Annotated in this window: 26 protein-coding genes and 2 pseudogenes; 6 read left to right on the top strand and 22 right to left on the bottom strand. The window is 58.8% G+C overall.

The genetic code is table 11. From position 1 onward, the window contains the following. Positions 1 to 15 precede the first annotated feature (15 nt). The 4 genes from RVM27_RS12750 (at position 16) to gabT (ending at position 3,975) form a co-directional block, all read left to right on the top strand. Positions 16 to 1,194, top strand: a complete 1,179-nt coding sequence (locus tag RVM27_RS12750; protein ID WP_287807702.1) for an acyl-CoA dehydrogenase — start codon at positions 16 to 18, stop codon at positions 1,192 to 1,194. Positions 1,195 to 1,221: 27 nt separating this feature from the next. After that, a complete protein-coding gene (locus RVM27_RS12745) occupies positions 1,222 to 2,436 on the top strand; it encodes a CaiB/BaiF CoA transferase family protein (RefSeq protein WP_498956754.1) in 1,215 nt (404 codons plus the stop codon). Between the two features lie 73 nt (positions 2,437 to 2,509). Next, a complete protein-coding gene (locus RVM27_RS12740; protein ID WP_230834512.1) occupies positions 2,510 to 2,644 on the top strand; it encodes a diguanylate cyclase domain-containing protein in 135 nt (44 codons plus the stop codon). Between the two features lie 56 nt (positions 2,645 to 2,700). Then, positions 2,701 to 3,975, top strand: a complete 1,275-nt coding sequence (gene gabT, locus RVM27_RS12735) for an aspartate aminotransferase family protein (RefSeq protein ID WP_498938750.1) — start codon at positions 2,701 to 2,703, stop codon at positions 3,973 to 3,975. A 62-nt stretch (positions 3,976 to 4,037) separates the two neighbouring features. Here gabT and RVM27_RS12730 read toward each other — a convergent pair whose 3' ends face one another. Next, positions 4,038 to 4,685 carry a hypothetical protein gene (locus tag RVM27_RS12730; RefSeq protein WP_498938752.1) on the bottom strand — a complete coding sequence of 216 codons (648 nt, stop codon included), beginning with the start codon at positions 4,683 to 4,685 and terminating at the stop codon, positions 4,038 to 4,040. Positions 4,686 to 4,717: 32 nt separating this feature from the next. Next, positions 4,718 to 6,148: a CcoG/RdxA/FixG family protein gene (gene ccoG, locus RVM27_RS12725; RefSeq protein WP_498938754.1), complete on the bottom strand. Its 1,431-nt coding sequence runs from the start codon at positions 6,146 to 6,148 to the stop codon at positions 4,718 to 4,720. A gap of 206 nt (positions 6,149 to 6,354) precedes the next feature. On the opposite strand from ccoG, the gene mapR reads away from it, so the two are divergent. Then, positions 6,355 to 7,764, top strand: a complete 1,410-nt coding sequence (mapR, locus tag RVM27_RS12720) for an aminotransferase-like domain-containing protein (protein ID WP_498956753.1) — start codon at positions 6,355 to 6,357, stop codon at positions 7,762 to 7,764. Positions 7,765 to 7,797: 33 nt separating this feature from the next. Here the strand turns inward: mapR and RVM27_RS12715 are convergent, their stop codons facing one another. The 5 genes from RVM27_RS12715 to RVM27_RS12695 all read right to left on the bottom strand — a co-directional run bounded on the left by RVM27_RS12715 (position 7,798) and on the right by RVM27_RS12695 (position 12,766). After that, on the bottom strand, positions 7,798 to 8,046 hold the full coding sequence (locus RVM27_RS12715) for a YkoF family thiamine/hydroxymethylpyrimidine-binding protein (protein ID WP_008958845.1): 249 nt from the start codon (positions 8,044 to 8,046) through the stop codon (positions 7,798 to 7,800). 19 nt (positions 8,047 to 8,065) lie between these two features. Beyond that, the gene (locus tag RVM27_RS12710; protein WP_498956751.1) at positions 8,066 to 8,878 is read right to left on the bottom strand and encodes an alpha/beta fold hydrolase; all 813 of its coding nucleotides are present in this window, start codon (positions 8,876 to 8,878) and stop codon (positions 8,066 to 8,068) included. Between the two features lie 104 nt (positions 8,879 to 8,982). Next, positions 8,983 to 10,029, bottom strand: a complete 1,047-nt coding sequence (dinB, locus tag RVM27_RS12705; protein WP_498956750.1) for a DNA polymerase IV — start codon at positions 10,027 to 10,029, stop codon at positions 8,983 to 8,985. Between the two features lie 235 nt (positions 10,030 to 10,264). Continuing rightward, a complete protein-coding gene (locus tag RVM27_RS12700; protein WP_498956749.1) occupies positions 10,265 to 11,758 on the bottom strand; it encodes a protein adenylyltransferase SelO in 1,494 nt (497 codons plus the stop codon). Between the two features lie 141 nt (positions 11,759 to 11,899). Then, complete coding sequence (locus tag RVM27_RS12695) at positions 11,900 to 12,766, bottom strand: SIR2 family protein (protein WP_498956748.1); 867 nt, start codon at positions 12,764 to 12,766, stop codon at positions 11,900 to 11,902. Positions 12,767 to 12,862: 96 nt separating this feature from the next. Between RVM27_RS12695 and RVM27_RS12690 the strand changes: the two genes are divergently transcribed. Continuing rightward, positions 12,863 to 14,035, top strand: coding sequence for a UbiH/UbiF/VisC/COQ6 family ubiquinone biosynthesis hydroxylase (locus RVM27_RS12690; RefSeq protein WP_287807123.1), 1,173 nt, complete (start codon positions 12,863 to 12,865; stop codon positions 14,033 to 14,035). A gap of 178 nt (positions 14,036 to 14,213) precedes the next feature. On the opposite strand, the gene RVM27_RS12685 is transcribed toward RVM27_RS12690, so the two are convergent. The 15 genes and pseudogenes from RVM27_RS12685 to RVM27_RS12615 form a co-directional block, all read right to left on the bottom strand. Beyond that, complete coding sequence (locus RVM27_RS12685) at positions 14,214 to 15,212, bottom strand: IS5 family transposase (RefSeq protein ID WP_498956747.1); 999 nt, start codon at positions 15,210 to 15,212, stop codon at positions 14,214 to 14,216. Positions 15,213 to 16,016: 804 nt separating this feature from the next. Then, positions 16,017 to 16,670, bottom strand: a complete 654-nt coding sequence (locus RVM27_RS12680; RefSeq protein ID WP_044628900.1) for a DsbA family oxidoreductase — start codon at positions 16,668 to 16,670, stop codon at positions 16,017 to 16,019. Positions 16,671 to 16,734: 64 nt separating this feature from the next. Continuing rightward, the gene (locus RVM27_RS12675) at positions 16,735 to 17,676 is read right to left on the bottom strand and encodes a cation diffusion facilitator family transporter (RefSeq protein ID WP_287807111.1); all 942 of its coding nucleotides are present in this window, start codon (positions 17,674 to 17,676) and stop codon (positions 16,735 to 16,737) included. A gap of 63 nt (positions 17,677 to 17,739) precedes the next feature. Continuing rightward, on the bottom strand, positions 17,740 to 18,360 hold the full coding sequence (locus RVM27_RS12670; RefSeq protein ID WP_287807109.1) for a PAS domain-containing protein: 621 nt from the start codon (positions 18,358 to 18,360) through the stop codon (positions 17,740 to 17,742). 127 nt (positions 18,361 to 18,487) lie between these two features. After that, complete coding sequence (locus RVM27_RS12665) at positions 18,488 to 19,273, bottom strand: MBL fold metallo-hydrolase (protein WP_498938777.1); 786 nt, start codon at positions 19,271 to 19,273, stop codon at positions 18,488 to 18,490. Positions 19,274 to 19,374: 101 nt separating this feature from the next. After that, positions 19,375 to 19,692, bottom strand: a pseudogene (locus tag RVM27_RS12660) (RNA-guided endonuclease InsQ/TnpB family protein); the annotation flags it as partial. 24 nt (positions 19,693 to 19,716) lie between these two features. Further along, entirely contained in the window at positions 19,717 to 20,754 is a 1,038-nt protein-coding gene (locus tag RVM27_RS12655; RefSeq protein ID WP_498940534.1) for an IS630 family transposase, read from the bottom strand. Between the two features lie 41 nt (positions 20,755 to 20,795). After that, positions 20,796 to 21,599, bottom strand: a pseudogene (locus RVM27_RS12650) (RNA-guided endonuclease InsQ/TnpB family protein); the annotation flags it as partial. 116 nt (positions 21,600 to 21,715) lie between these two features. Beyond that, positions 21,716 to 21,886, bottom strand: coding sequence for a hypothetical protein (locus RVM27_RS12645; RefSeq protein ID WP_044628905.1), 171 nt, complete (start codon positions 21,884 to 21,886; stop codon positions 21,716 to 21,718). Positions 21,887 to 22,188: 302 nt separating this feature from the next. Next, entirely contained in the window at positions 22,189 to 22,488 is a 300-nt protein-coding gene (locus RVM27_RS12640; RefSeq protein WP_287807104.1) for a CcdB family protein, read from the bottom strand. Continuing rightward, a complete protein-coding gene (locus tag RVM27_RS12635; RefSeq protein WP_287807102.1) occupies positions 22,488 to 22,733 on the bottom strand; it encodes a type II toxin-antitoxin system CcdA family antitoxin in 246 nt (81 codons plus the stop codon). Before RVM27_RS12635 ends, RVM27_RS12640 begins: the two co-directional genes overlap by 1 nt. 181 nt (positions 22,734 to 22,914) lie before the next feature. Then, on the bottom strand, positions 22,915 to 23,217 hold the full coding sequence (locus tag RVM27_RS12630) for a type II toxin-antitoxin system RelE/ParE family toxin (protein ID WP_230715935.1): 303 nt from the start codon (positions 23,215 to 23,217) through the stop codon (positions 22,915 to 22,917). Then, positions 23,205 to 23,462: a type II toxin-antitoxin system Phd/YefM family antitoxin gene (locus tag RVM27_RS12625; protein WP_022990189.1), complete on the bottom strand. Its 258-nt coding sequence runs from the start codon at positions 23,460 to 23,462 to the stop codon at positions 23,205 to 23,207. Before RVM27_RS12625 ends, RVM27_RS12630 begins: the two co-directional genes overlap by 13 nt. A gap of 377 nt (positions 23,463 to 23,839) precedes the next feature. Beyond that, complete coding sequence (locus RVM27_RS12620; protein ID WP_498938785.1) at positions 23,840 to 24,991, bottom strand: IS91 family transposase; 1,152 nt, start codon at positions 24,989 to 24,991, stop codon at positions 23,840 to 23,842. Continuing rightward, positions 24,984 to 25,841: a tyrosine-type recombinase/integrase gene (locus tag RVM27_RS12615; RefSeq protein WP_213262753.1), complete on the bottom strand. Its 858-nt coding sequence runs from the start codon at positions 25,839 to 25,841 to the stop codon at positions 24,984 to 24,986. The genes RVM27_RS12620 and RVM27_RS12615 overlap by 8 nt, the downstream gene beginning before the upstream one ends. Positions 25,842 to 25,855 lie beyond the last annotated feature (14 nt).

Here is a 25,855-nt window from a genome sequence, read left to right as displayed (position 1 = left end):
TTCGGAGTTCACGCCATGACACGCTTCAACTGGGACGACCCGCTGCTTCTCGAATACCAGCTCACCGACGAAGAGCGCCAGATCCGCGATGCGGCCCACGACTACTGCCAGGAAAACCTGCAGCCACGTGTGCTGAGCGCCTTCCGCGAAGAGCGTTTCGACCGCGAGATCATGTCCGAGATGGGCGAGCTGGGTCTGCTAGGTGCCACGGTTTCCCCGGAATACGGCGGCGCGGGCGTCAACCACGTGGCTTATGGCCTGATCGCCCGTGAAGTGGAGCGTGTCGATTCCGGCTACCGCTCGGCCATGAGCGTGCAGTCATCGCTGGTAATGTACCCCATCGAAGCGTATGGCTCCGAAGAGCAGAAACAGAAATACCTGCCTAAGCTTGCTAGCGGCAAGATGGTCGGCTGCTTCGGCCTGACCGAACCCGACCATGGCTCCGACCCAGGCTCCATGATTACCCGTGCGGAAAAGGTCGATGGCGGCTACCGCCTGACCGGCGCGAAAATGTGGATCACCAACAGCCCGATTGCCGATATCGCGGTGGTCTGGGCCAAGTCCGCTGCCCACGATAATCAGATCAAAGGCTTCATCGTCGAGCGTGGCACCGAAGGCTTCTCCACCCCGAAAATCGAAGGCAAGGTCTCTCTGCGTGCATCGATTACCGGCGAAATCGTCCTCGACAACGCCTTCGTTCCCGAAGAGAACCTGCTGCCTAACGTCAGCGGCCTGAAAGGTCCTTTCGGCTGCTTGAACAAAGCCCGCTACGGCATCGCCTGGGGCGTGATGGGCACCGCTGAATTCTGCTGGCACGCCGCCCGCCAATACACTCTGGACCGCAAGCAGTTTGGCCGCCCGCTGGCCGCCAACCAGCTCATCCAGAAGAAGTTGGCCGATATGCAGACGGAGATCACCCTGGGGCTGCAAGCCGCCCTGCAGGTGGGTCGCCTGATGGACAGCGGTAACTGGGCACCGGAAATGATCTCGCTGATCAAGCGCAACAACTGCGGTAAAGCGCTGGATATCGCCCGTGTTTCCCGCGACATGCACGGCGGTAACGGCGTGTCTGACGAGTATGGCGTCATTCGTCACATGGTGAACCTGGAGTCCGTGAATACCTACGAAGGTACCCACGATGTGCACGCCCTGATTCTGGGCCGCGCACAAACCGGCATTCAGTCGTTCTTCTAACGTCGTCATCACTCAGCGAGGCACCCCATGAGCACAGTCGCAAAGCCCCTGGCAGGCATCAAGGTACTCGATATCTCTCGGGTACTGGCAGGCCCCTGGTGCGGGCAGATGCTGGCCGACATGGGTGCCGAGGTGATCAAGGTAGAGCGCCCCCAAAGCGGCGATGACACGCGCCACTGGGGGCCACCCTGGCTCTCCGGCAGCGCTGAATCGGCCTACTACCTGTGCGCCAATCGCGGAAAACGCTCGGTGACGGTCGATATGGCCAAGCCCGAAGGCCAGGCACTGATCAAGCAGTTGGCGGCCCAATCGGACGTGGTGCTGGAAAACTTCAAGGTCGGCGGGCTGAAAAAATACGGCCTGGACTACGCGAGCCTGAAAGCGCTCAATCCCGGCTTGGTCTACTGCTCCATCACCGGCTTTGGCCAACAAAGCCCTTACGCCCACCGGGCGGGCTACGACTTCATGATCCAGGCCATGGGCGGCCTCATGAGCCTGACCGGTAAACCGGACAGTGAACCCGGTGGCGGCCCGGTCAAGGTGGGGGTCGCCATTACCGATATTTTTACCGGCTTGTATGCGGCCAACGCGGTGCTGGCGGCCCTCTACCAACGCCGCGACAGTGGCGAAGGCTGCCATATCGATCTGGCACTCATGGATGTGCAGGTGGGCGTGTTGGCCAATCAGGCGCTGAACTACCTGACGTCTGGCCAGGTGCCCCAACGTCTGGGTAATGCACACCCCAACATCGTGCCCTACCAAGCCTTTGCCACGGCCGATGGACATATGATCGTGGCGGTCGGTAATGACGAGCAGTTCAGACGCTTCTGCCAGGTAATCGACCAGCCGCAGCTCGCTCAAGACGAGCGCTTTGCCACCAACGGCAGCCGTGTTCAGCATCGCGACACCTTGATACCGCTTCTGGAATTGGCACTTGGTGCACAACCTACCGATACTTGGCTTTCGGCCTTCGAGGCCGTGGGCGTGCCCTGCGGGCCGATCAATACCCTGGATTGCGTGTTCGACGACCCCCATGTCAAAGCACGCGGATTGAAACAAACGTTGCCCCATACCCAAGCAGGTGAGGTCAACCTTGTAGCCAACCCGATCCGCATCAACGGCGAATCCATCAGTGCCACTACCGCACCCCCTACGCTTGGCGAGCACACCGACAGCGTGCTGGATGCCATCGGCATCACCGATGAACAGCGCCTAGCACTGCGCCAAGCGGGCATAATCTAATCAGACGCTATTGGCGGCAAACGAGCCTACCACCCCGCTTCTCAAAACGCCCTACACTCAGCATCAGCTGACCGTGACACTTTCAGCAGGCATCGCGTGTTACATTGAAACGTCGAGTACTCGAATGCTTGATCGCGCCGATAAAGCGATGTATCAGGCCAAACAAGCCGGGCGCAACCGGATTGTCATCGCATCGTCATCAGTGTGATCAACGCTATTGCGCACTATGCTAGAGCTACACCCTATCCTTTAAGGAGCTGAGTCATGAGCAATGCCGAGCTTAACGAACTAAAGCAGAAATACGTCGCGGCGGGCGCTGCAAGCCCCGCCACCGCCTTTGCGGACCGCGCCGAAAACGCTGAGATCTGGGACGCCGACGGCAACCGCTTCATCGACTTCGCAGGCGGTATCGGCGTCTTGAACGTGGGGCATCGCCACCCCAAAGTCGTGGCCGCTGTGAAAGCCCAGTTGGATAAGGTGATGCACACCTGCCAAACGGTTATGCCCTACGAGGGCTACGTTAAAGTCGCCGAGAAGCTGAGCCATATCGTCCCTGTACGTGGTCACGCCAAAGTCATGCTGGCGAATTCCGGTGCTGAAGCGCTGGAAAACGCGGTGAAGATCGCCCGCGCCGCTACCGGTCGCTCCAACGTGATCTGTTTCGATGGCGGCTACCATGGCCGTACCTTCTACACCATGGCCATGAACGGCAAGGTCGCGCCCTACCAGACCGATTTCGGCCCGATGCCCGGCACCGTATTCCGCGCGCCCTACCCGGTGCCCTACCACGGCGTCAGCGAAGACGAAGCGATTCGCGGCCTGAAGATGACGCTGAAAACCGACGCCAACCCCAAAGACACTGCCGCCATCATTCTTGAGCCAGTACTGGGTGAAGGCGGCTTCTACCCCGCCCCGACCAGCTTCCTGAAGAAGATTCGCGAAATTTGCGATGAGCACGGCATGCTGATGATCATCGACGAAGTGCAGTCAGGCTTTGGCCGCACCGGCAAGATGTTCGCCATCGAGCACAGCGGCGTCGAGCCGGACATGATGACCATGGCCAAGAGCATGGCCGACGGCATGCCGATCTCTGCCATCGTGGGCACTGACAAAGTGATGGACGCCTCTGGCCCGAACTCCCTGGGCGGCACCTACACCGGTAGCCCTACCGCCTGCGCAGCCGCGCTGGCGGTGATGGAAGTCTTCGAAGAGGAAAATATCCTTGAGAAGAGCCAGGCGCTGGGCGAGAAGCTGGCCACGCGCTTCAACGAGTGGCAAGGCAAGTTTGATTGCATCGACCACGTGCGCAACATGGGCGCCATGGCTGCCTTCGAACTGGTCAACAACAAAACCGACCGCACCCCGAACCCGGAGCTGGCGGCGGCGCTGTGCAAAAAAGCCCGTGAAGAGGGTCTGATCCTGCTCTCCTGCGGCATGTATGGCAACACCATCCGCTTCCTGATGCCCGTCACCATCGAAGACGACGTGCTGAACGAAGGCCTGGACATCATCGAGTCCTGCCTGGAATCGCTGATCTGAGTATGTTGCACTACCCACAACGCCGCCCATGAGGCGGCGTTGTCGTTTCACACGGCTTATTTTTAGTTGAACAGGGGCGTTAGCTGATTCAACTGTCTCGCCTGATAAAGATCATGAAGATAGGTATCGAGCTTGAAGATCAGGATATTCAAGACCACCACACCCCATATCGCCGATAGGATCATCACCGGTTGATTGACCCACGCAAATGCCGATACGTCCACAGAGTAGTGAATGGTATACACACTCATTGCCGCCAATAGCTGTACGATTCCGCAGTTCGCGATGACCGCCAGTATGCATCCCTTCCTGACATCGATAGAGGGCAACCTCGTCTTGAACAGCCGCAGATGGCGAGCGCGAATATCTCCCTCTTCTGCCGGACACATCGGACCGCTCATGAGCACTCTCTTACGTCGCAGAAGTGGTACACCATAGCGGTTGCGCCCTTCCTGAGAGAACGCAATACGCAGGGCTTCCAGGTTGACCCCAGGTCCAAAGATACGCGTCGCCGCCTCATCAAATCGTGGAGTATCCACCTCATCCGATGACCGCTCGAGAGCTGCCGTGAGCGTATCCATCTGCCTGTTTTTATTGCCCGAGAGCGCCGTTTCGTCAGGGGTATTGATCTTGAAATGCATTTGGTAAATCTGGTACCAAGCGGCTGTTATGCCCACGAATATCATCAAAAAAATCAGCATGGTCATCATGTATCGTTCCTCATTACTGCCTGACCTCACGCTTACTGACGAGTCGGTCCTAAAAACCGCGTTTCCTTGCTATAGTAAATCGCGGGCTCATCCAACACAGTGATATGCAGCACCACCGGGTGGCTCGGCTGGGTCAACGCTGACGCGTCAGCATTGAGCGCCACGCGTAACTGTCTCGTTTCATTAGCGGCCAAGACGAATGTATCAGCTCCTTGTAAACGCAGGCCGGGCAAACCGGTGGCAGATAGCGCGTATTGGTGCTCCTTCGTATCTTGATTGCGCAGCGTCACAGTGTAGTAGTTAATAATGCGCCCCTCGGCCGTGCTTTCAAACAGCGTCTGACGATCTCGGGCGACCTCTACATCCATAGGCACCCGGGCGTTCAAGAAACCGATCAACAAAACCACCATAGAAAACAGTGCCGCCATATAAGCCAACAGCTGAGGTCGCCAAAACCGCGTAGGTTTGCCCTCTAGCGCGCGCTCGGTGGTGTAGCGAATCAGGCCCAGCGGCTTATCGATACGCGCCATCACGCTATCGCAGGCATCGATACACGCCGCGCAGCCAATACACTCATACTGCAGGCCATCACGAATATCGATCCCCGTGGGGCACACCTGAACGCACAGTTCGCAATCAATACAGTCCCCAGCAGCCGCTTCCGCGACCTCTTTGCGATGACCACGGCGGGGCTCACCACGGGCGGCATCGTAAGAAACAATCAGCGTATGGCTATCAAACATGGCCGACTGAAAGCGTGCATAGGGGCACATGTGCAGACACACCTGATGGCGCAACCAGCCAGCGTTCAGGTAGGTAAACAGAGTAAAAAAACCGATCCAAAAAAGCGCCCAAGGGTGCGCCTCTAGGCTGAATAGATCCCTTACGAGCCCACCCACCGGCGTAAAATATCCCACGAAGGTGACGCCCGTTACCAACGCAATCAGTAGCCAAGCGGTATGTTTAGCGCCTTTTCGCCATAACGACCCCAGCGTGTTAGATGCGTTGTCGCGGCGTATCCGACGGTGTCTTGGCCCCTCCAGGCGGTGCTCGAACCAAATAAACAAAAACGTCCAGACGCTCTGCGGGCAGCTATAGCCACACCACACTCGCCCCGCCGCCACCGTGATCAAGAATAATCCAAACGCACACAGCACCAGTATCCAAGTCAGCAAGATAAAGTCTTGAGGGTAAAACGTCGCTGCAAAAAGGTGAAACTCCTGGGCAGAGAGGTCAAACCACACCATGGGGCGGTCACCCCACTGAAGCCATGGCAAGCCCACATAGAGCGCTATCAGCAGCCAGTTGGAATAACGCCTTATGCGCTGAAAAAAGCCCTGTATCTCTCGCACATAGATATGCCCAGACGTGGATGGCGAGCGACCCGTAGTTTTCTCCTGAGGCGAATGGTGTTCAACGGCTGCATCGCTGGTTAGGTCTTGCAGTGGAATGCGTTGCGTCATACCGATATCCAGAAAAGAGGGAGTGGCGATCTATACGGTCGAGGGGCGTCACCGAATGAACCGCTACTATGCTCTCCCAGCCAACCACTAAAACAGATGCAGTTTTAGAGAAAAAAGCCATATCAGTTTTGATATGCTTTTGATTGAGAGTATCGATTCTGTTGATCCCACTAAGCACCCGCGCCAAGCACCAGCGAGTTTATGCCATGAAACGCTATGAACAGTTTGCCGACGAAATAGCCACGCTGATTCGCCAGGGCGTACTGGGCCCTGGCGAGCGCATACCGTCCGTGCGCCAGGCGAGCCGCCATCACGGCATTAGCCCGTCGACAGTGTTTCAGGCGTACTACTTACTGGAAAACCAGGGGCTTATCAGCGCTCGGGCGCGCTCGGGCTACTTTGTTCGTGAACACGCACGGCGCTTGATCAACGAACCCCGCGTCACGCTACAACCCACCGACCCAGCGGAGGTGCAGGTCAGCGAGCTGGTGTTCTCGGTGCTGGACTCACTGCAGGATGATCAAACGATGCCCTTTGGCTCGGCTTTCCCTAGCCCTGAGCTGTTCCCACTCTCTCGCTTGAGTATCAGCATGACACGCGGCTTGCGGGCGCTTTCGCCCCAACAGGTGGTGGCTGATATGACCACCGGACATACCGACCTGTGTCGGCAGATTGCTCTACGCTACATGCTGGGCGGCATTCAACTGCCGATGGACGAACTGGTGATTACCAATGGCGCAATGGAGGCGCTCAATCTAGCCCTACAGTGCGTGACCCAGCCGGGGGACTTGGTAGCAGTTGAGTCGCCTGCTTTTTATGCAAGCCTGCAGGTGTTGGAGCGGCTCAAACTGCGCGCGGTGGAAATTCCGGTTCACCCTCGGGAAGGGGTTGACCTAGACGTGCTGGCAGAGCGATTAGCGACGCTGCCCATCAAAGCCTGCTGGTTTATGAGCCACCTGCAGAACCCCATCGGCGCCAGCCTAAGCAACGAGCGCAAACAGGTGCTTTACCAGTTATTAAAGCAGCACCAAGTGCCCATGCTAGAGGATGACGTGTATGCCGAGCTCTATTTTGGCAGCACGCCGCCCGCCCCCGTTAAGGCCTTTGATGATGAGGGCTTAGTGATTCACTGCAGCTCTTTCTCGAAGTGCTTGGCACCCGGCTATCGGGTGGGCTGGGTAGCGGGCGGCCGTTATGCCCAAGAGATCTCGCGGCTAAAACTAATGACCACCATTTCCCCCTCTATCCCCGCCCAGGCCGCCATTGCTGACTACTTACAACACGGCGGCTACGACCGCCATTTGCGCAAGCTTCGCCATGCCTTAGAAGCTCAACAAACCAGTATGCTGGCGGCGGCAGATCGCTACTTCCCAGCGCATACGCGCATCACCCGACCTGCGGGCGGTTATTTCCTTTGGGTGGAGTTTCCCGAACACGTGGATTCGCTGCAGCTATTTCGCACAGCGCTCGACCATGGCGTTAGCCTCGCGCCAGGCCCCATTTTCTCCGCGACCCAACAGTTTCGCCACTGCATCCGCTTAAGCTATGGCCACCCCTGGACCCAGCGCAGCGAACGGGGGATGGAAACGCTGGGCACGTTATTGAGCCTTGTTTAGCACTATGAAGAACATCACGCGCGATGGCGTTATTTACCGAGGCCGCCGATCACCTTCTAAAAAGTTAGCCGTAAACACGGCTTTGCCGTGGGTCTCGAACGACCACTTCATCACGTCGCTTAGTGCCGCCATTACCTCATCGAACTCGCCAAATACCTGGGTGCTCATTCGGTTGGGATGAACCTCTAGACCTGTAGCCTCTAAACGTTTGACCACCTCTTTCACCACGGGCTTGAAATCATCGGCCAGCGGGTAGTAGCTCAGCTGTACGGAAAGATACATATCGTCTCCTTAATCGCTTCTATGGCTGTACCGTTTGAAACTGCTGCCACGCGGCCAGTATCGCCGTGCGTGTCTCCTCCGGGTGCTCCATCGGGAACATGTGTGTGCCGGGCACCATACTCACCGGCAGCCCGCGACGAGCGATGCGCTTGAGCCGTGAAGGCGTCATCAAGTGCGATTGCTGTCCCGCCACCAATTGAATGGGCACACCCACGCGCTGCGGCAGGTTAGAGAGGTGATCTGGCAGGTGGCGGAAAATTTCCAGCTCGATGCGCGGGTCGAAGGTCAGCTCGGCGCTACCGTCGTCCAGTAGTCGCGTGCCTGCTTCAATGTAGTCGTTGAGTGCCTCGGGGGTAAAGCGACGAAACAGCCCTCGCCGCCGCAGCGAGGTCGCCATCGCCTCACGGCTGGGCCACACCGTGCGCCGCCCTTTGGTTTTACCCGCGGGGGTGATACGGTCCATGAACCCAAAACGCTTGGCCGCTTTCATGGCCCAGGCGTCTGGCCCCAGCATCAGCGGCGGGTCGAGCATGATCACACCGCGAAAACGCTCCGGCTGCTTATCCGCAGCCATGGCCATCAGCGTGCCGCCCAGCGAATGCCCCACTCCCAAGAGCGGTGCATCGGTGTCGGGCAGGTAGCTCAACAACTCCTCTACCAAGTTGCCCCAGTTGTGATTCACCGGGTAGTCCGGGTGGTGGCCTAGCCGATCTAGCGGGTGTAAATCGAACGATTCTGCCAGCGGGTCTAACAGGCTGCGGTAGCTCAAACCGGGAAAGCCGTTGGCATGGGCAAACACTAAGCGGGGGCGTTGGGTGGCATCGGCAGGCATGGCAGGCTCGCAGTTAGGCTAACGGGAAGAAGCGCTATCTATCATACGTCTGTTTTAACGCGAGCCCGAGTACCCGTCAATCCACCCAAGGGTTAACAGGCTAATTAAAACAGCGAGAGCTGCTGGGCAGCGGTCTCTTCCGCCAACCGATACCCCACCCCCAGCAGGCGCACGGGGCGCTCACCCCTTGCCCATCCCACGTTCAGCAAGGTTTCGAACTGTTCCAAGTTGGGTGCGGGGTCGGCGTGTTCGACAGTGGTTTGGGTGAAGTCGTTGAATTTGATCTTCACCATTACTCCGCGCACGGCGGGTGCCGGGTCTAGGCGGGCGTAGCGGCGCTCTAAATCGCTAATCAGCTCGGGGAGCTGGCGGCGGCAGGCTGCCAGGGTGGGTAGGTCTTGGGAGTAGGTTAGCTCGGTGCTGATCGACTTGCGCTCGCGGTGGGTTTTAACTGGGCGCTCATCGCGCCCATGGCTGAGTTCATGCAGGCGATGGCCAAAGCGGCCAAAGCGCTCTATCAGCTCGGTAAGCGGCCGGGCGCGCAGATCCGCGCCGGTCTGAATGCCCAACTCCGCCAGTTTTTCAGCGGTGCGCGGCCCTACCCCGTGGATTTTTTTCACCGGAAGCTGCTGCACGAAGGCGTCGATATCGTCTGGCGTAATGACAAACAGCCCATCGGGCTTGCGCCAGTCGCTGGCGATCTTGGCGAGAAACTTGTTGGGTGCCACACCCGCCGAGACGGTAATGCCCACTTCCTGCTTCACCCGATGGCGAATGGCTTCGGCCATACGGGTGGCGCTGCCGTGGTGAAGCGTGACATCCGAGACATCCAGAAAGGCTTCGTCCAGCGAGAGCGGCTCGATCAGTTCGGTGACATCACGATAGATGGCAAACACCTGGCGTGCCACGGCCTTGTACTTCGCCATGTCGCCACGAATCACCGTGAGATGGGGGCAACGTTTGAGCGCCTGAGCCATGGGCATGGCGGAGTGGATGCCAAACGCGCGGGCAGGATAGTTACAGGTGGCCACCACCCCGCGCTGCTCCACACTGCCGCCAATGGCAATAGGGATATCGGTTAACGCGGGGTTATCGCGCATTTCTACCGCCGCATAGAAGCAGTCACAGTCGCAGTGGATAATTTTGCGCACAGGCCGACCTTGCCTCCACCCTTACCTGTAAAAAAGCACAGTTTATCACAGGGTATGCTGCAGCGCTGATAAGCAGCAAAACCCTAGGCGGGGGCGCTGTGAATCCCTCCCTGGACGCTACTTTCGCCATCTGACCACCATGGATGGTGGAAATACCGAAATAGTAGGGAACGTTATTCCGGCCCTGGCGAAAGACCCCCGCTACGGTTTTTCCGCCCATATTCGCTGATCTAAATCAAGTACCACAAAAGGTGCGCAGCACCTGCTCGCTTTCCGTGGCCGGAGCGGCCAAGCGGCGCGCTTCTGCGGATTCATCAAAGGGCTGCGTGACCGCCGCGAGCAGCGTGTGGAAAGGCGCGAAATCGCCTTCTGTTGCCGCTTCAATCACCTCTTGAATGCGGTGGTTGCGGGGAATCACCACCGGGTTGGCGCGGCGCATGGCCTCCAGACGCTCACTCTGCTGGCTGGCTTGCTGGGCGTTTTCCCAGTCGGCCAGCCAAGCGGTCAGGCCAGCGGGCTGCGTGGTCAGCGCCAGCAGCGCCTCTTTTTGGGAGTGGGCTGACGTGTCCGCGCTCAAGGCTTGGGCACCCAGTGTTTTGGCATAGTGCGTCAACGCGTCGAACGTCGCGGTCATGTCCATGCGGCCTTGATGCATCTGGATCTCTAGCGCTTCCATCAGCGCCACGGCGCGATCACTTTCCGGGGCAAGGCCCAGCTTTTCGGCATGCAGGCGGCGCTGCTCGGCGCCAAAACGAGCGGTAAAGCCGCGAAGTACCTCGGTGGCCTGCTCTACCAGGGCATCGCCCTCTTCAAGCATCAGCGGCAGCAGGGTTTCGGCAAAGCGGGCCAGGTTCCACTGGGCAATGCCCGGCTGGTTGTCGAAGGCGTAGCGCCCGCCCTGGTCAATGGAGCTATACACCTTCTGCGGGTCGAACTGCTCCATAAACGCGCAGGGGCCGTAATCGATGGTGTCGCCAGCAATGCTGCAGTTGTCGGTGTTCATCACGCCGTGAATAAAGCCCAGGCTCATCCAGCGCGCCACCAGCGCCGCCTGGCGGGCAGTAACGGCTTCCAGCAGCGCAAGGTATGGGTCTTCAGCGTTGGCCGCCTCTGGGTAGTGGCGGGCGATCACATGATCGGCCAACGCTTTGAGTGCTTCTTCATCGCGGCGAACGGCGGCAAACTGGAACGTGCCCACACGAATATGGCTGCTGGCTACACGGGTCAGCACGGCTCCCGGCTCGGCCATTTGGCGCACCACGCGCTCGCCCGTAGAGACGGCCGCCAGCGCCCGGGTGGTGGGTACGCCCACGGCGGCCATAAATTCACTCACCAGGTATTCCCGCAGCACCGGGCCAAGGGGCGAACGACCATCGCCACCCCGAGAAAACGGCGTGCGGCCGCTGCCTTTTAGCTGCACATCTCGGCGCTCACCCTGCTGGTCCACCACTTCGCCCAATAGCAGCGCGCGACCATCGCCAAGCTGGGGTACGAAGTTACCGAACTGGTGCCCGGCGTAGCCCAGCGCTCTAGGCTGGGCCCCTGGCGGTAGCTGGTTACCGCTGAACCATTGGGCCAGCGTGGCATCGTCGGGCCGCGTTTGCATGCCTAGCGCCACGGCCAAGGCATCGTTAAACGCGATCAGGCTGGGCTGCGCCACGGGCGTAGGCTGGCAAGCCACCCATAAAGGCTCTGGCAGCGTGGCAAACTGGTGTTCAAAGGTCAGCACGGGCAACTCCGCTTTTCAGTTTATCGTCTAGGAATACCCTAGCAGTTTACTCAAGTAATTGGCGATAGCCTGTCGCAGAGAGCCTCTTAACCAATATGAAATTGCTCGCTTCGATAGTAACCCGCCGGTATCCAAAACACGTTAGCCCTTTTTCAGACGCCCAACCGCATATTCCAGCACCGGCGTTAGCGGCGCGCGCCACTGGTGGGTTAAGAACCCATCGGCACGGGTCACGCCCAGCGAGAGCGACGCCACGGGCAGGCCCATGGCGTGGGCATCGCGGCAGAAGCGGTAGCCGGAATAGACCATCAACGACGTGCCCACTGCCAGCACCGCGTCGGCTTGCTGTAGCGCCGCCTGGGCCGCCAGCCGCCGCGCTGGAGGCACCACATCGCCGTAATAGACCACCTGCGGTTTGAGAATGCCCTTGCAGCGCGGGCAATCCAATACGTTAAAGGTGGAAAAGTCGGTTTCCAGATCCGCATCGCCATCCGGCGCGTGGCGGGCATCCAACGCGGCAAAGGCTGGGTTCATACGGGCCATTTCACTGTGCATGGCGTGGCGCATCATTTGATAGCCACAGGCCATACAGGCCACCACATCGGCCCTGCCGTGCAGATCAATCACCTTTTTTGAGCCTGCCCGCTGGTGCAAACGGTCAACGTTTTGCGTGACGAGAAGCTCCACATGGCCCATGGCCTCCAGCTCTGCCAGCGCCCGATGCGCCCCGCTCACCTGGGCTTCACGCATGGCTTTGAAGCCCACCAGCGCTCGCGCCCAATAGTGCTGGCGAACGGCGAAGGAACTCATGAAATCGCCGTGCTGCACCGGCGGCGGGCGCTTCCACTGGCCATCGGCATCGCGGTAATCGGGGATTCCGCTGTCGGTGCTTACGCCCGCCCCGGTAATCACCCAGAGTTTGGGGTAGCGCTTGATAAAGGCGGCCAGTGCTTCCCCGGCTGCCTCGCTGCTCTCTCGTTTTTCGACACTTTCCACGGCCTGCGTCAATGGATCACCCTAGGCAATACTGCGACAAGTCAACGATACTGTAGGACAATATAAGCACATGCAATGTGCCCTCGATAGCGGATTAAGGAGCCTCTCATGCAGTGGGATCACGAGATTGTCATTGTTGGTGGCGGCATGGTGGGCGCGGCCCTGGCGGCCAGGCTGGGCCAGGCGGGCATGTCGGTTGGCCTGGTAGAGCGCGCCAGCGCCCCCACGCCCCCCAGCGGCGATTACGACCTGCGTATTTCATCACTCAACGCCCGCTCGCTGGCGTTCGTGAAAGCCAGCGGTGCGGTCCTGCCGGGAGAGCGCTGCTGCCCGTTCCGGCACATCGATGTCTCCAACCTGGATGGCAGCGGTCACTCGCTGTTCTCGGCCCACGACAGCGGCATGAACGATTTCGGTATTTTCATCGAAAACCGCGCCCTGCAGTACGCCCTTTGGCAGCGCCTGGAGCAGCTTCCTAGCGTCACCTGCTACACCCAATGTGCCCCGGTGAGTACGCTGGCCGCCAGCACCCATCGGCTGCTGGAGCTGGACAACGGCAAGACCCTCAGCGCCCGGTTGATGGTGGCCGCAGATGGCGCACGTTCAACCCTGCGTGAGCTGGCAGGCATCTCCACCAGCAGCTACGACTACCACCAGCGGGCGATGATCATCAACGTCGAGACCGAGCTGCCCCAGCAGGATGTCAGCTGGCAGTACTTTACCCCCAAAGGCCCGCTGGCCATGCTGCCGCTGCCCGGCCACCGCGCCTCGTTGGTGTGGTACGACAGCGATGAGGCCACCAAGGCCCGCGAACAGCTTTCCAACGACGCCCTGCAACACGCCATAGAAACCACCTTCCCCAAACGGCTGGGAAAATTGACCCGGGTGGTGGCACGGGCCAGTTTCCCCATCAAGCGCCAGCACGCCAAGCGCTACATCGGCAAACGGCTCGCGCTGATCGGCGACGCCGCCCACGTGGTGCACCCGCTGGCAGGTCAAGGCTTGAACATCGGCCTGCACGACGCCGACACCCTGGCCGAGCTGATCATCAAAGGCCGTGACCCTGGCGACCACATCAGCCTGCACCGTTTCGAGTGCCACCGGCGTTTGGCCAACCAGGCGATGATTGCCGCCACCGACAGCTTCCACCACCTCTTCACCGGGGCCAAGCCGCTCCGCCAACTGGGTGATCTCAGCCTGCACCTCGCCGAGCGAGTGCCGTTTGCCAAACGCATGATGATGCAGCAGGCCAATGGGTTGAATCCGTTCAGAATGTTTTAGGGGTACTTGATGTCTTCAGAATCAGCTAATTTGGCAGCGTTAGGGAACCACTGAACAAATCGGTTCTGCGCGGCTGAACCGTTCAGCCTGACTAGATCATCGTCTCAGCGGTCATTACATGACCACGTCAAGTGGCCTGTTTACCTGGCAGCCGTGTTATCCGGCTGCCAAGCCGGATTCAGGACACACTGACCCCGTCAGCATCCCCCTCGCACCTTCTCGCCAGCACCAGGTTGCCGAGGGCGAACAGGGTGAACAGCTGCGCCTGGTTCTTGGCCAGCCCCTTGTAGCGAACCTTCCGATAGCCTAAGAGGTTCTTGATGACATGAAACGGGTGCTCCACCTTGGCGCGGATGCTGGCCTTGGCCTTCTCGAATGCCAGCAGCAGCGTTTTCCTGGGGCTGCCTTCCATCTTCTTGATGGTGCCGCGCTTGGCGGCGACACAGCATCGGGAGTTCGGGGCGTCCTTTTCCTCGTTCAGGTATTTCCCCATGCCGGTGTACCCCGCATCGCCGTATACCCGCTTGTCATCATCGCGGACCAGGGCGCCGGTCATAGTAACATCGGCGACGTTGGCCGAGGTCGCGGCAACACTGTGGGTCAGGCCGGTGACCGCATCAACGCCGATATGTGCCTTCATACCGAAAAACCACTGGTTGCCCTTCTTGGTCTGCTTCATCGCCGGATCGCGTTGCTTGGCCTTGTTCTTGGTGGAGGGCGCAGCGGCCAAGATGGTGGCATCGACGATGGTGCCCTCGCGCATGAACAGGCCCTGTTCGGTCAGGCTGGCGTTGATCTCCTCGAAGATCCGCTGGGTCAGCGCATGCTTCTCCAGCAGATGGCGGAAACGCAGCAGCGTGGTGGCATCGGGCACGCTTTCGATGGCCAGGTCGATACCGATGAAGTCACGCATGGCCTGGCTGTCATAGATGGCATCTTCGAGCGCCTCATCGGCAAGTGCATACCACTGTTGAAGGAAGTAGATCCGCAGCATGCGCTCCAGACCAATCGGCGACCGGCCCCGTTTGCCTGCCGCGTTGGGGAAGTAGGATGGCGACAGTGCGTCGATCAGGCGTTGCCATGGCACCAGGGCATCCATCTGGGTCAGGAACCGCTCTCGGCGGGTAACCTTCTTCTTGTTCTGGTGCTCAGCCTGGGCGAACGAGATCTGCTTCATCGGATAGCTCTGTCAGTAGGTGTTGAACGGGTCAGATTCTACCCCGCCGGTGGCCACGAGACAGCTCTGGCGGGATTTGTGCAGCGTTTCCCTAACGCTATCTATGCTGAGGGAGTGGCTGCCATCAGCAGACAAGGCTTCGGACTCTATCAGAGGCTCAAATGCTTACCGCCATCCGGCACTTCGCAGTTTTAACAGTAGCGCCCATAACCGGCTGCCCCCCGCTGAGCTTAAAAGCAAAACGGCTCCCACGACCACAGAAGTCCCCCCACGCCCTAACAAGTAAGCGCTAGCGTTTGGCCGCTGTTGCGCGAGAAACTCCCCCAACAGCACCGTGCCAGCAGCGATAAAATAAATACCCATGAGCGCTGTCCCCACCGCCATGCAGGCCCGGGGGCTTACCAATACACCTGACCCTTGCGGCACCAGCCATCGGCTCAATGCCTCACGCCACAGAATAAGACTCAGCCCGATCAGAGTATTGCTAAAAAAATGCACAAACTGAGCCATCAATACGCTTGAAGAAATGTCCTCTTGGCCAGCCAGAGCGATCAACAGAGAAACGGCGGCATCCGGTAGTGGACGTAGTGCCATCCATAACCCCAATAGCGCCAACAAGCTGGCCATCAACGGGCGTACTTGCATCCTTTGCATTATGACTCCCTTACTCGTTGCATTGTTGGCTGTGAAAGCTCCATCTGGCTACTCCAGATCTCCGGTAAGCACGACTGTCAGCCAGCGGCGCAGACCTTCGTCGCCCACCGGATCTCGATACCACATACTTCAGGCAGCGCTTTTCACACATTAGCCGCTGGCGTTTTCCTCGGCCACCTGACGCAGCGCATCAACCAGCACATCGGCGGGCTGGGCGCCGGAAATCAAGTAGCGGCCATCGAGAATGAAGCCCGGCACGGCACTGACGCCCATGTCCATAAAGCGCTGCTCTGCCTCACGCACTTCTTCGGTGTACTGATCGGAGCGAGCGATGGCCTCGACGGTGTCGCCATCCAGCCCCACCTCGATAGCTTTTTCGCGAAGCACCAAGGGGTCGGCGGGGTTTTTCGCCTCGCCGAAGTAGGCCTCGAACAGCGCCAGTTGAAGCGCCGTTTCCTGATGCTGCGTGCCTGCCCAGGCCAGCACACGGTGCGCGGCGAAGGTGTTGTTCGCTCGGCGCTCCAGCGCGCCACGGAAATTCAGGCCCAGCGCTTCGGCGGCAGCCATGATCTCGCGCTGGGACTGTTCCATGGTGGCCGCGTCCTTGCCGTACTTGCGGCATAGATGCTCCAGAATCGGCTCGCCCTCGGGCGGCATGTCCCGATTCAGTTCGAAAGGCTGCCAGACCAGCTCGACCTCTATTTCGCCAGCGAGCACCTCCAACGCCTGTTCCAAGCGCCGATAACCAATCGCACACCACGGGCAGGCCACATCGGATACCAGATCGATTCTTACCTTTTGCATGGGGTGTCTCCTTTGGGTTCATTCATCATGGGTAACATCCGGCAGATGGGGCCATGCCACTGCCTCAATCCGCCCACTCCAGGTCTCCGGTAAACACGACCGTCAGCCAGCGGTGCGGCCCTTCGTCGCCCAGCAAGTCACTGACTTCGTTACGCAGGGCATCCCATTCGCCAATGGTGCGCGGGGGCGCATCGGCGGGGACGATAAAATAGAGCTCGATTTCCCTGGAGCGACCCACCCGCGCAATGTAGGCGCGGTAGGTGGTAAACCCGTGCTGTTGCACGAAAGCCTGTGCCACCTGATCCACATGCTGCTTCAAGGCGCTCGGGGTGACCAGGAAGATATCCGCCAACGCGCGGCGCACGGTGGAAATCGGCAGCGGAATGATGATGACGCACACCACCGCCAGCACCGCCGGGTCGATGTAGGGCGAGATCCACTCCCACGACGTGCCCTGCACCAGATAGCCCAGCGAGAACGCCACCAGCAGCGCCGCCGTGATGCCTGCCGACATGATCCAGCCACGCACGTCCAGGCGCACGAAGTCAGAGCCGATACGGCGATTGGCACGGGCCTCCACGATAGCGGTGGCAACACACGCCACCAGGGTGATCACCGCATAAACGATTGCCCAGCCAAACTCCAGCTCGCGCCCGCCTTCCAGCAGGCTGCTGATGGCGTTGATCAGGGCATACACCGCCACGCCAATCAGCAGCGTGCCGTTGACCCCCAGCACCATGGGTTCCAGGTGCCAGAAGCCCACGGAAAAGCGCTCTCTCAGCTTGCGCGACAGCCCTTTCGACGACACGAACGAGGTAATCAGGTTCACCACCAGCAACGAGAGCAGGCTCATGCTGGCATCCACCAGGGCATAGATGCCGTCGAACATGATCGAAAACGACCCCGACATCAGACCAAAGCCGATGCCCAGCCCCGCAATCACCAGCGTGACGGCGATGGACGTTCTCAGTACGCCGCTCTCGTCGTTCAGGTCGAAACTACGCATGACGTTATCCCTTTCAGTGCGAAAATCCGCTCATCCTTCCGTTCTCTCAACCCTGCAGCTCTTTCAATCCTGCAGCTCTCTCAATTGCTTCATCAATCCCGTAATCACTTTTGCCGAGCTGCTGGTGTCATCCGCCAGGCGGCGCACGTGTTCGGCAACCACCGCGAAGCCTTTGCCGGCCTCGCCTGCCCGTCCCGCCTCGATCCCCGCGTTGATGCTGAGCAGTTGCAGCATCTTCAGTGAATGGGCAATTTTCTCGGTTTCGGTGGCAATGTCTCGGCTGATGGCACTCAGCTGCTCCTCGCTTTGCCGCCGCTGCTGGATGTCGGTGACCACCCCTTCCAGGTAGATGACGTTGCCCTCGTCATCTTTCACGGCACCGCCGTACTCGCTCACCCAGCGCAGGCGGCCATCTTTACAGCGCACCCGATAATCGGCTTGCCAGTTCTTGTCAGCGTCGATGGCCTGATCCAGCCCTGGCGCATCCTCAGCGTAGATCAACGCCACGTAGGATTGCAGGCGGTTGTCGATCAAATCGTCGATGGCATAGCCGGTCAGTTCCTGAACCCTGCCGCTCAGGTTCAGCATGGTGTAGTGCTCATCGTTGCGGCAGCGGTACAGAAACCCGTTCATGCGCGACGCAATGCTTTCATAGATACTGTCTTGCTCAGACATGCTGGTCATGGCCCTTCATGTTGGAATGCAGCGGTACGTCAGCCCTTTACCCAGCGACTTAAGTCGTACTCTTCGAGGGGCACTATGCCGAGACCGCACCGCCAAGTCCAACGCCAAACTCACTTGCAAGCAACGATTAACTAGGCGGCTCCTGGGTTTGCTCGGTGACGCGGCCCGCTTTATCCAGGTGGTACTCGCTAAAGTCCTGCGCGAGGAAGAGCGCGCCTGAGTAAACGCTTTGCGCCTCGCGTTGGATGTCCTCGATGGAAGGCACGGAATGGGAAATGAGCGGGTAGCGGGGGCTGAAGTGGGTCAGCACCAGGTGGGGCAAGCCGACCTGCTCGGCAAACGCCGCCACCTGCCTGCCGTAGCTATGCCCTACCTCACCGGCTTTCTCGGCCATCGCTTCGGTGTAAGTGGCTTCATGCACCAACACCTGCGCCCCGGCGCAGGCTTGCGCCAACAGCTCGGGCTGGTCGTTGTCTCCGGCAATCACCACTTTTCTGGGGGCGTGTTTGAACAGCAGGTAATCCTGGCTGCGCAGCGGCTTGCCCTCAAATGCTATTTCCCTCCCCTGCTTCAGCTGCCCCCACAACGGCCCTCTGGGAATGCCGTGCCGATCCAGTTTATCCACATTCAGGGCGGCCTCCACGTTGCGCTCGGTGAACGTATAGGCGTAGCACGGCACGCGATGGGAAAGCGCGCACGTTTCCACCGCCATGTTCTCGAACTCGATGCTGGGCAGGTCATCGGCGCAGATGAACTCCAGCGCGAAGGGCAGGCAGAGCTGGGTGACCGCACAGGTGGCTTCCAGCCAGGTTTGGATACCCTTGGGTGCCACAAGGGTCAGCGGCGCCGTGCGCCCACCCATGGCCGCACTGGCCAGAATGCCCGGCAGCCCGTAGCAGTGGTCGCCGTGCACATGGCTGACACTCCCCGCCCGCCGCGCTTCGCGCTTTGGGCGAGGGTTCTGAGATCACCCCCAGAACCTTCCTGCTTCCACACGCCTTCACTAGACAGCAGCTAGGCCGCTGCCCCCGCTCCGATCGCTCCACAGGCTAACCCCGCCAGCCCGGCGGTTTGTATATTCCTGGCCGCGTTGATGTCGCGGTCAATGGGATAGCCGCAGCTTTCGCAGTGCCAGTGACGTTGCGACAGCGGCAGTTTCTCAACCTTGTAGCCACAGCCATGACACCGCTTGCTGCTGGGGAACCACTGGCTCACTTTCACCAGTTGGCGCCCCGCCCAGGCGGCCTTGTATTCCAGTTGCCGGACGAACTCACCCCACCCGGCATCGCTAATGGATTTAGAAAGCCGTCTATTCTTGATCATACCAATGATATTATTAACCCGGCAATAAAATAGCTATGATGCGGCGTATCGAATTGACGGGGCTTTGAAGTATTTCGCGACTCGCCTCGGGAGCTTCTGAAGCTTCCGAAGGTGAGACATCGCCTTCCTCTTCAGCTGGTCTCTGCTGCGCGCCGGAGTACCGCTATGCACGCCGGCTTTGAGGTCGCAGTTCAGATACTCATCGGGGTTCAATTCCGGCGAGTAGGGTGGAAGGTAGAACACTTCAATCTCATCCCGATGCTCCGCCAGCCAGGCCTTGACGATCTTGGCGTGATGGACCTTGAGGTTGTCCAGGATCAGGAAGACCTTCCGCTTGGCATCACGAATCAAGCGCTTCATGAAGTCGATCAGAATTTGCGCATTCATGGTGCCGTCGAAAAACCGGAACCGTACCTTGCCCTGGTTAGTGACGGCGGAAATGAGATTGATCGTCGCTCTTCTCGCATTGAGCCGGAGGACGGGGGTGACGCCTTGGGGTGAGTAGCCACGCACATGCTGGCTATCGCTACGCAACCCGGTCTCATCGCCCCAGTAAATCTCGGCATCTTCGGCCTTGGCTCGGGCATGAATGGTTGGGTAGTCCTCCTCCAGCCAGCGCTTTACTTCGGCTGGACGCTGCTCATAGGCCTGCTTCTTGGGCTTCTGAACAGTGAACCCCCAGCGTTTCAGATATTCGCCAATGGTGCGAATTGGCACCCACTTCCCGGTTTCCAGCTTGATCAACTCCTGTACGGCCTTGCGTGTCCACAGGGCATACTGAAGCTTCAACTGGTCAGGTGTCTTGTCGACCAACATGGCCTGGAGTCGACTTTCTTCATCAGGGGTGAGCTGGCGGCCAGAGCCCTCTCTTCGCCCACGAACCTGGGCGAGCAAGGCCTTTAGACCGCCTTCACGGTATTTCGTAAGCCACCGGCCGACGGTGAGAGGGTGAACGCCAACCTCCTTGGCGATCTCTTTGTTCTTCATCCCACGCTTGGAAAGGCGAACCGCAAGTTTTCGCTTTTCTTCCTGAGCGGCGGGATGGAGTGTGCGAGCATCTTCTCTGTTCATGCTTAAGCATTATAGCATATCTATTTGGATGCCGGGTTAATAAGTGACTCGACGCACAGGACTTGGTTTTCGTTAATGAGTGCGCGGGTCGCTTTGTGGGTGGCGTCACGGCGACAGTCGGCGATCTTGGCATGTAGCCGTGCCACTTTCCGGCGGTGTTTGTTGCGGTTGTTTGAACCTGTCTGTTTTTTCGCCAACCGGCGCTGCAAGCAGGCCAGCTTCGCCTCGTAGCGTTTCAGATGACGCGGATTGCCCGATTTTGCGCCGTCACTGGTAATGAACAAATCGCTCAAGCCAAGGTCAATGCCGACCGTTTTGCGCGTGACCGGAAGCGCTTTTGGCACGAAATCACACAGGCAACTGATGAAGTAGCGTCCAGCACGATCGCGTGAAATCGTGATGGTAGAGGGTGCAGAGGGTAGTGACCGGCTCCACCGGATGGGTAACGGCGTCTTCGCTTTTGCGATAGTGATCTCACCATCCCGATAGCGGAACGCGGCCTTAGTCAGCCGGATCGACTGCCGGCAATCCTTGCGCTTGAAACGTGGGTAGCGCGCCTTGAGCTTTGGGTTGAAGAAGTTGTCGAAGGCGGCTTTCTGGTCGCGGAGCGTTTGCTGCAGGATCACGCTGGAAACATCCCGCAACCACGGAAACTCCGCCTTTAAGCCCACCAGTCGCTTTTCCGCCGATGAGTGCGAGACCGATTCACCGCGCTGCTGATACGCCTCGGTGCGATAGGCCAGGGTATTATTCCAGACAAAACGGGCACACCCGAACGACTGCGCCAGCAGCTCAGCCTGTTCGGAGGTGGGGTAGAACCGTTCTTTGTAGGCACGCTTTGTCATGCTGTATAAATATCAGGGTAATGAGGCGAAGTCAATCTGGCACCGCTACGCGGTGCGCGCTTGTATCACCACCCGACTGGGCGATGCTTTACGCGCTGCTTAGTAAATAAGGTTCATCACATATCAGCTAGCTTTTTGAAAGTCTGCTTATGCGTTCTGAGGACCAATTTCGTTTCAGACTTGACGATCTGCTGCCCAGACTCACCAGAGAGGTCAAGCTGCTTGCTAGCAACAATTCTGGGACGTTTAACAGCCTTAACGCCATACACTTCAATCTTTGTGTTCATGAGCACCTCCGAGCAATTGATTCAGATTATACACCTGGCCCCGCATAAAAAAAGCGACGCCCTACCCTGCACCCGCTCTGCGCTGCCGCTTTGAAATCCCAGACGCGTCACAGCGTCATCACAGCCCATGACGCACCACAGAACCGTAGAAAGGGGATGAGCGCAATCCACGGCTGAGCGCACTGGTCAGAATGCTCGGCTTTGGAATGGAGGCGCAACCGCAACCGCAATGAAAAAGGCGTCACATAACTGGCTTTGTTAGGACACTTCGGCATGCCGCTGAAAATTAAGAATTTCTTGCATCAAAAGCCCAAAAACAGCATGTCCAACGCTGCAGAGATTTCGTCCTGCTGCTCAGCAAGGTTACCAACACAAGAACGCAATTCGCCCTTGGGTACAGCCGCCATGTATTGAGTGGCTATGACGAAACCCTGACCTTCAATACTAAAGACAGGATTCAGCCGCTGGGCTGGGGGCGGCGCAGAAGATTGGGGCAACAGAGGCACGACAACCCGGGTGTTCAAGCCGCCGAGAAGGTCTGATTGAACGTCCAGTAGATAGCCGCCCCCACCCTCATTGTCGAAGATATCGAAGCGGGCCATCAGAATTGACGGTGCCGCGCGAGAGGCAAACCGTTAGCTTCAACGTATGCGTTCGAGCTTGCCAGAGCTTTGGCATTCTCTTTTAGCCACTTCTCCTGTTTATGCCGTTTCACAGCCTCCGCGATCCCCGCCTCTGCGGACCGCGAGACATTGATACCCAGAGCTTTTGCCTCTTTCAGAAGCGCACTATCTAGCGATAGGTTCGTTGGCTTTCGGAGAGGTTTCGTCACTTCAGGAGCAGGCATGGCTCAGTCCTCGCGGGGAATGATGCACCTACAATATGCGCATGCTACTTGCACATCAATCCTGCGCGACGGTAAGACTTTTCGCGCTATAGACCCCATGATTCGGCGGCATAACGCCGAAGCGCACCGGTGACTTTGACGTAGCGAAGCGGAGACAAAGGCATCCGAGTGACGCGCCTGATTAGCTGTTCCCAAGCATGTACGCCCGAAGCTGCCGCTCCTCTCGCATGACATAGAGAACGAGAACCCGCTGCCCATCCTCACGATAAAAAATGCGACATGGTGGAACCACTACCTCCCTGTATACCGAATTAGGGAGCTCTGGAGGAATCCGTCCGGATTGGGGAAAATCTTCCAAGCGCTCGGTCTTATCGAAAACTTCTTTAACCAGATGACTTGCGGCAGCAGGATTATCCAGAGCGATGTACTCAGCGATGGCATCCAGTTCTTGAAGGGCAGGCTCCGTCCAGATTACTTCAGCCATTTACTCATTTTCTCCCTAGCCTCACTTTGGCTGTACGTTCTTCCCTCAAGTACAGCACGCTCTCCCCGTGAGAGCCCCTCAAGCAGCTCAAGCCGGCGCTGCATAAACTCGTAATCCTGCACATCGACAAGGTATGCGGATGGCTGGCCATGCTCCGTGATCAGTACCGGTTCTTTAGACAGGTGCAGATCGGCCAGAATTTTTGTGGCTTGGCGCTTGAGGTTCGTAACAAGCTCGACTTTCATGGGCTCACCCTGAATCAGACTGTTAGTGGCACTATAGTATCACTTTTCGGGTGGGACAATCACAGCTAACAGTGAAGCATTTATTCGCCGTGCGGAGCATGGCGAATAAATGCCTGTTGGACTAAGGCGCGCCCATCAGGCGGCTATTTAATAGGGAATTGTATTGACTGACAGGTGGCCTGAGGTGCCAAACGGCGCATTGGCAGGTCGGGGGGCACGCGCTCTGATCGTCCGTTTCGTCATTATGTCGACACTTCCAAATCCAATTTAACCCAATGTAGCGCGTCTGATGGCTAAAATCCATCATCGGGACGAGCTTATCCATGACTCGCTAGCGAGCCGGTTAGCCAGGTCTGTTGTTGTCGTAGGGCGTTACATCATGCTCGATAGTGTTGCTCCTTGTCGTTAGGCGGCTGATCATGGAGGGGGCGCTGGGGTGTGAGCGTCCCGATCATCCGTAAGGTGGGCTGCTTGCAGTGTGGACAGGTGTAGGTCGGCTCCGCATCGCTGGCGGCTGTATCGACATGGGGGGCCTGGTCAACCATCGCTAGCGCTCGACGGATCTGTACCAGACGTTGCCGTCGGCAGCGATTGGCCAGAAAGCCGTAATGCCGCACTCGCATCAGTCCCCTAGGCAGGACGTGGAGCAGGAAGCGACGCACGAACTCCTCGCCATCCAGAATGAGTTGCTTGTGTCGGTCGTGGTCGCGGTAATCCTTGTAACGTAGGGTCACTTGCTGGTCGTCTACGGCGAGGATACGTGCGTTGCTGATGGCGATCTGGCGCGTGTAGCGCGCCAGGTAGCGTACTACCGCCTGGGTGTGTTCAAGGCAGTCCTTGCTGTCAACCACCCAGTCAGTGGCCATCAGTGTGTTCAATTGAGCATCGACATCGCCGGGCCGGGTAACCCGGTGGAGATCGCCAGCATGGGCGGCCTTGCGCAGAGCGCTCACCATGTGCCCACGGAAGTGGCGTGACAGGGCCCGCACGGGGAACAAGTAGTTGCTTCGCGCTTCATGCCACTTGCCATCGTCACTCAAGGCACCGCCTGGAACCAGACAATGCAGATGCACATGCTGGCTCAGGTTCTGGCCCCAGGTGTGAAGCACCGCGATCATGCCCATTTCGCCGTTGAGGCGTTTTGGGTCTCGTGCAAACGTGCACAGCGTTTGCCAGGCACTCTGGAACAGCAATCGGTGAATCACCTCGGGATGAAGCTGAACCCAGCCATTAAGACTGTGCGGTAGCGTGAATACGACGTGGTAATAGCGCACCGGCAGCATATTGGCCTGCTGACGCTCAGCCCATTGCGCCATGGCGCGGCCCTGACACTGTGGACAGTGACGATCACGACAGCCAAAGTAGCGTGGCTGTACATGAGCGCAGTCAGAGCACTGTAAGACCATCCCACCCATCGCCTTCGTTCGGCAGGCCAGCAGATGGGTACACACCCGTTGGCGCTGGCGATCAAGACCGCTTGGGTCGAGAAAGCGGGTCAATGCCTGTTGCAAGGTAGCGGCCTTAGTCATGGCTCACCTCCAGGGCGGCCACCAGGTCAATATGACACTGATCTCCCCCTTGCTGGTTCGGTAGCCAGTGCAGGTAGCGCATCGTCGACTGGAGGTTACGGTGGCCCAGTAGTCGCTGGAGCTGATGGACGGGCAGGCCTTGCTCCAGAACATGGGTGGCATAGGCATGGCGCAGACTATGGATGCCACCCACCCGCTCGACCCCGGCCAGACGCTTGGCCTGGGTAAAGGCCTTCTGTGGCGCACTGGCGTGCAGGGCTTGATCGGGAAACAGAGCGCTCGGGAACAGCCATGTGACTGGCCGATAGGCGCGCCAGTAATCGCGCAAGCGATCAAGCAGGGTCACGGGTAGTAACACCATACGATCCTTGCCGCCCTTGCCCTGCGTCACACGGAGTTGGTAACGCTGGCTGTCGATGTCACTAACTCGCAGGTGGCAGACCTCGGTCACACGCAATCCGCAGCCATAGCACAGTTCGAGCATCATGCGATGCTTGGCGTTTTGGCAGGCGGCCAGGATCCGCCGAACCTCGTCGCGGGTCAGCAGTTCTGGAATCCGCTGCGGTTTTTTGGGGACGGTGAGCGGCACATCAAACGACGGCCACTGCAACACGTGCAAATACAGGAACCGCACGCCGTGCAGATAGACACGGCAACTGGCGGCAGACAAACCGCGCTCCTGAACCAGGTGATTGAAGAAGTGTTGCAGGTCGTCGGTACTCAACGTGTCTGGCGAACGGTGGAAATAACGTGCCAGATCAGTGACCACCATCAGGTAGGTATTGTGGGTACGTTGCGCAAAGCCACGCTGACGCATGGCCGCGATCATCTTCTGTCGCAGGGCAGTCATCGTCGTCACTCCTG

This window comes from Halomonas sp. KM007, from assembly GCF_050709225.1.
GTDB lineage: Bacteria > Pseudomonadota > Gammaproteobacteria > Pseudomonadales > Halomonadaceae > Vreelandella > Vreelandella hamiltonii.
This window is presented reverse-complemented; position numbering and strand designations above follow the sequence as displayed.

Excerpts from the sequence above, each read along its gene's own strand:
- RVM27_RS12655 (WP_498940534.1), bottom strand. The coding sequence starts at position 20,754 with ATGAACAGAGAAGATGCTCGCACACTCCATCCCGCCGCTCAGGAAGAA.
- RVM27_RS12635 (WP_287807102.1), bottom strand. The coding sequence starts at position 22,733 with ATGCCTGCTCCTGAAGTGACGAAACCTCTCCGAAAGCCAACGAACCTA.
- RVM27_RS12640 (WP_287807104.1), bottom strand. The coding sequence starts at position 22,488 with ATGGCCCGCTTCGATATCTTCGACAATGAGGGTGGGGGCGGCTATCTA.
- mapR (WP_498956753.1), top strand. The coding sequence starts at position 6,355 with ATGAAACGCTATGAACAGTTTGCCGACGAAATAGCCACGCTGATTCGC.
- RVM27_RS12645 (WP_044628905.1), bottom strand. The coding sequence starts at position 21,886 with ATGAACACAAAGATTGAAGTGTATGGCGTTAAGGCTGTTAAACGTCCC.
- RVM27_RS12715 (WP_008958845.1), bottom strand. The coding sequence starts at position 8,046 with ATGTATCTTTCCGTACAGCTGAGCTACTACCCGCTGGCCGATGATTTC.
- RVM27_RS12675 (WP_287807111.1), bottom strand. The coding sequence starts at position 17,676 with ATGCGTAGTTTCGACCTGAACGACGAGAGCGGCGTACTGAGAACGTCC.
- RVM27_RS12625 (WP_022990189.1), bottom strand. The coding sequence starts at position 23,462 with ATGAAAGTCGAGCTTGTTACGAACCTCAAGCGCCAAGCCACAAAAATT.
- RVM27_RS12730 (WP_498938752.1), bottom strand. The coding sequence starts at position 4,685 with ATGATGACCATGCTGATTTTTTTGATGATATTCGTGGGCATAACAGCC.
- gabT (WP_498938750.1), top strand. The coding sequence starts at position 2,701 with ATGAGCAATGCCGAGCTTAACGAACTAAAGCAGAAATACGTCGCGGCG.
- RVM27_RS12745 (WP_498956754.1), top strand. The coding sequence starts at position 1,222 with ATGAGCACAGTCGCAAAGCCCCTGGCAGGCATCAAGGTACTCGATATC.
- RVM27_RS12620 (WP_498938785.1), bottom strand. The coding sequence starts at position 24,991 with ATGACTAAGGCCGCTACCTTGCAACAGGCATTGACCCGCTTTCTCGAC.
- RVM27_RS12685 (WP_498956747.1), bottom strand. The coding sequence starts at position 15,212 with ATGAAGCAGATCTCGTTCGCCCAGGCTGAGCACCAGAACAAGAAGAAG.
- RVM27_RS12630 (WP_230715935.1), bottom strand. The coding sequence starts at position 23,217 with ATGGCTGAAGTAATCTGGACGGAGCCTGCCCTTCAAGAACTGGATGCC.
- RVM27_RS12670 (WP_287807109.1), bottom strand. The coding sequence starts at position 18,360 with ATGACCAGCATGTCTGAGCAAGACAGTATCTATGAAAGCATTGCGTCG.
- RVM27_RS12690 (WP_287807123.1), top strand. The coding sequence starts at position 12,863 with ATGCAGTGGGATCACGAGATTGTCATTGTTGGTGGCGGCATGGTGGGC.
- RVM27_RS12680 (WP_044628900.1), bottom strand. The coding sequence starts at position 16,670 with ATGCAAAAGGTAAGAATCGATCTGGTATCCGATGTGGCCTGCCCGTGG.
- ccoG (WP_498938754.1), bottom strand. The coding sequence starts at position 6,148 with ATGACGCAACGCATTCCACTGCAAGACCTAACCAGCGATGCAGCCGTT.
- RVM27_RS12710 (WP_498956751.1), bottom strand. The coding sequence starts at position 8,878 with ATGCCTGCCGATGCCACCCAACGCCCCCGCTTAGTGTTTGCCCATGCC.
- RVM27_RS12750 (WP_287807702.1), top strand. The coding sequence starts at position 16 with ATGACACGCTTCAACTGGGACGACCCGCTGCTTCTCGAATACCAGCTC.
- RVM27_RS12615 (WP_213262753.1), bottom strand. The coding sequence starts at position 25,841 with ATGACTGCCCTGCGACAGAAGATGATCGCGGCCATGCGTCAGCGTGGC.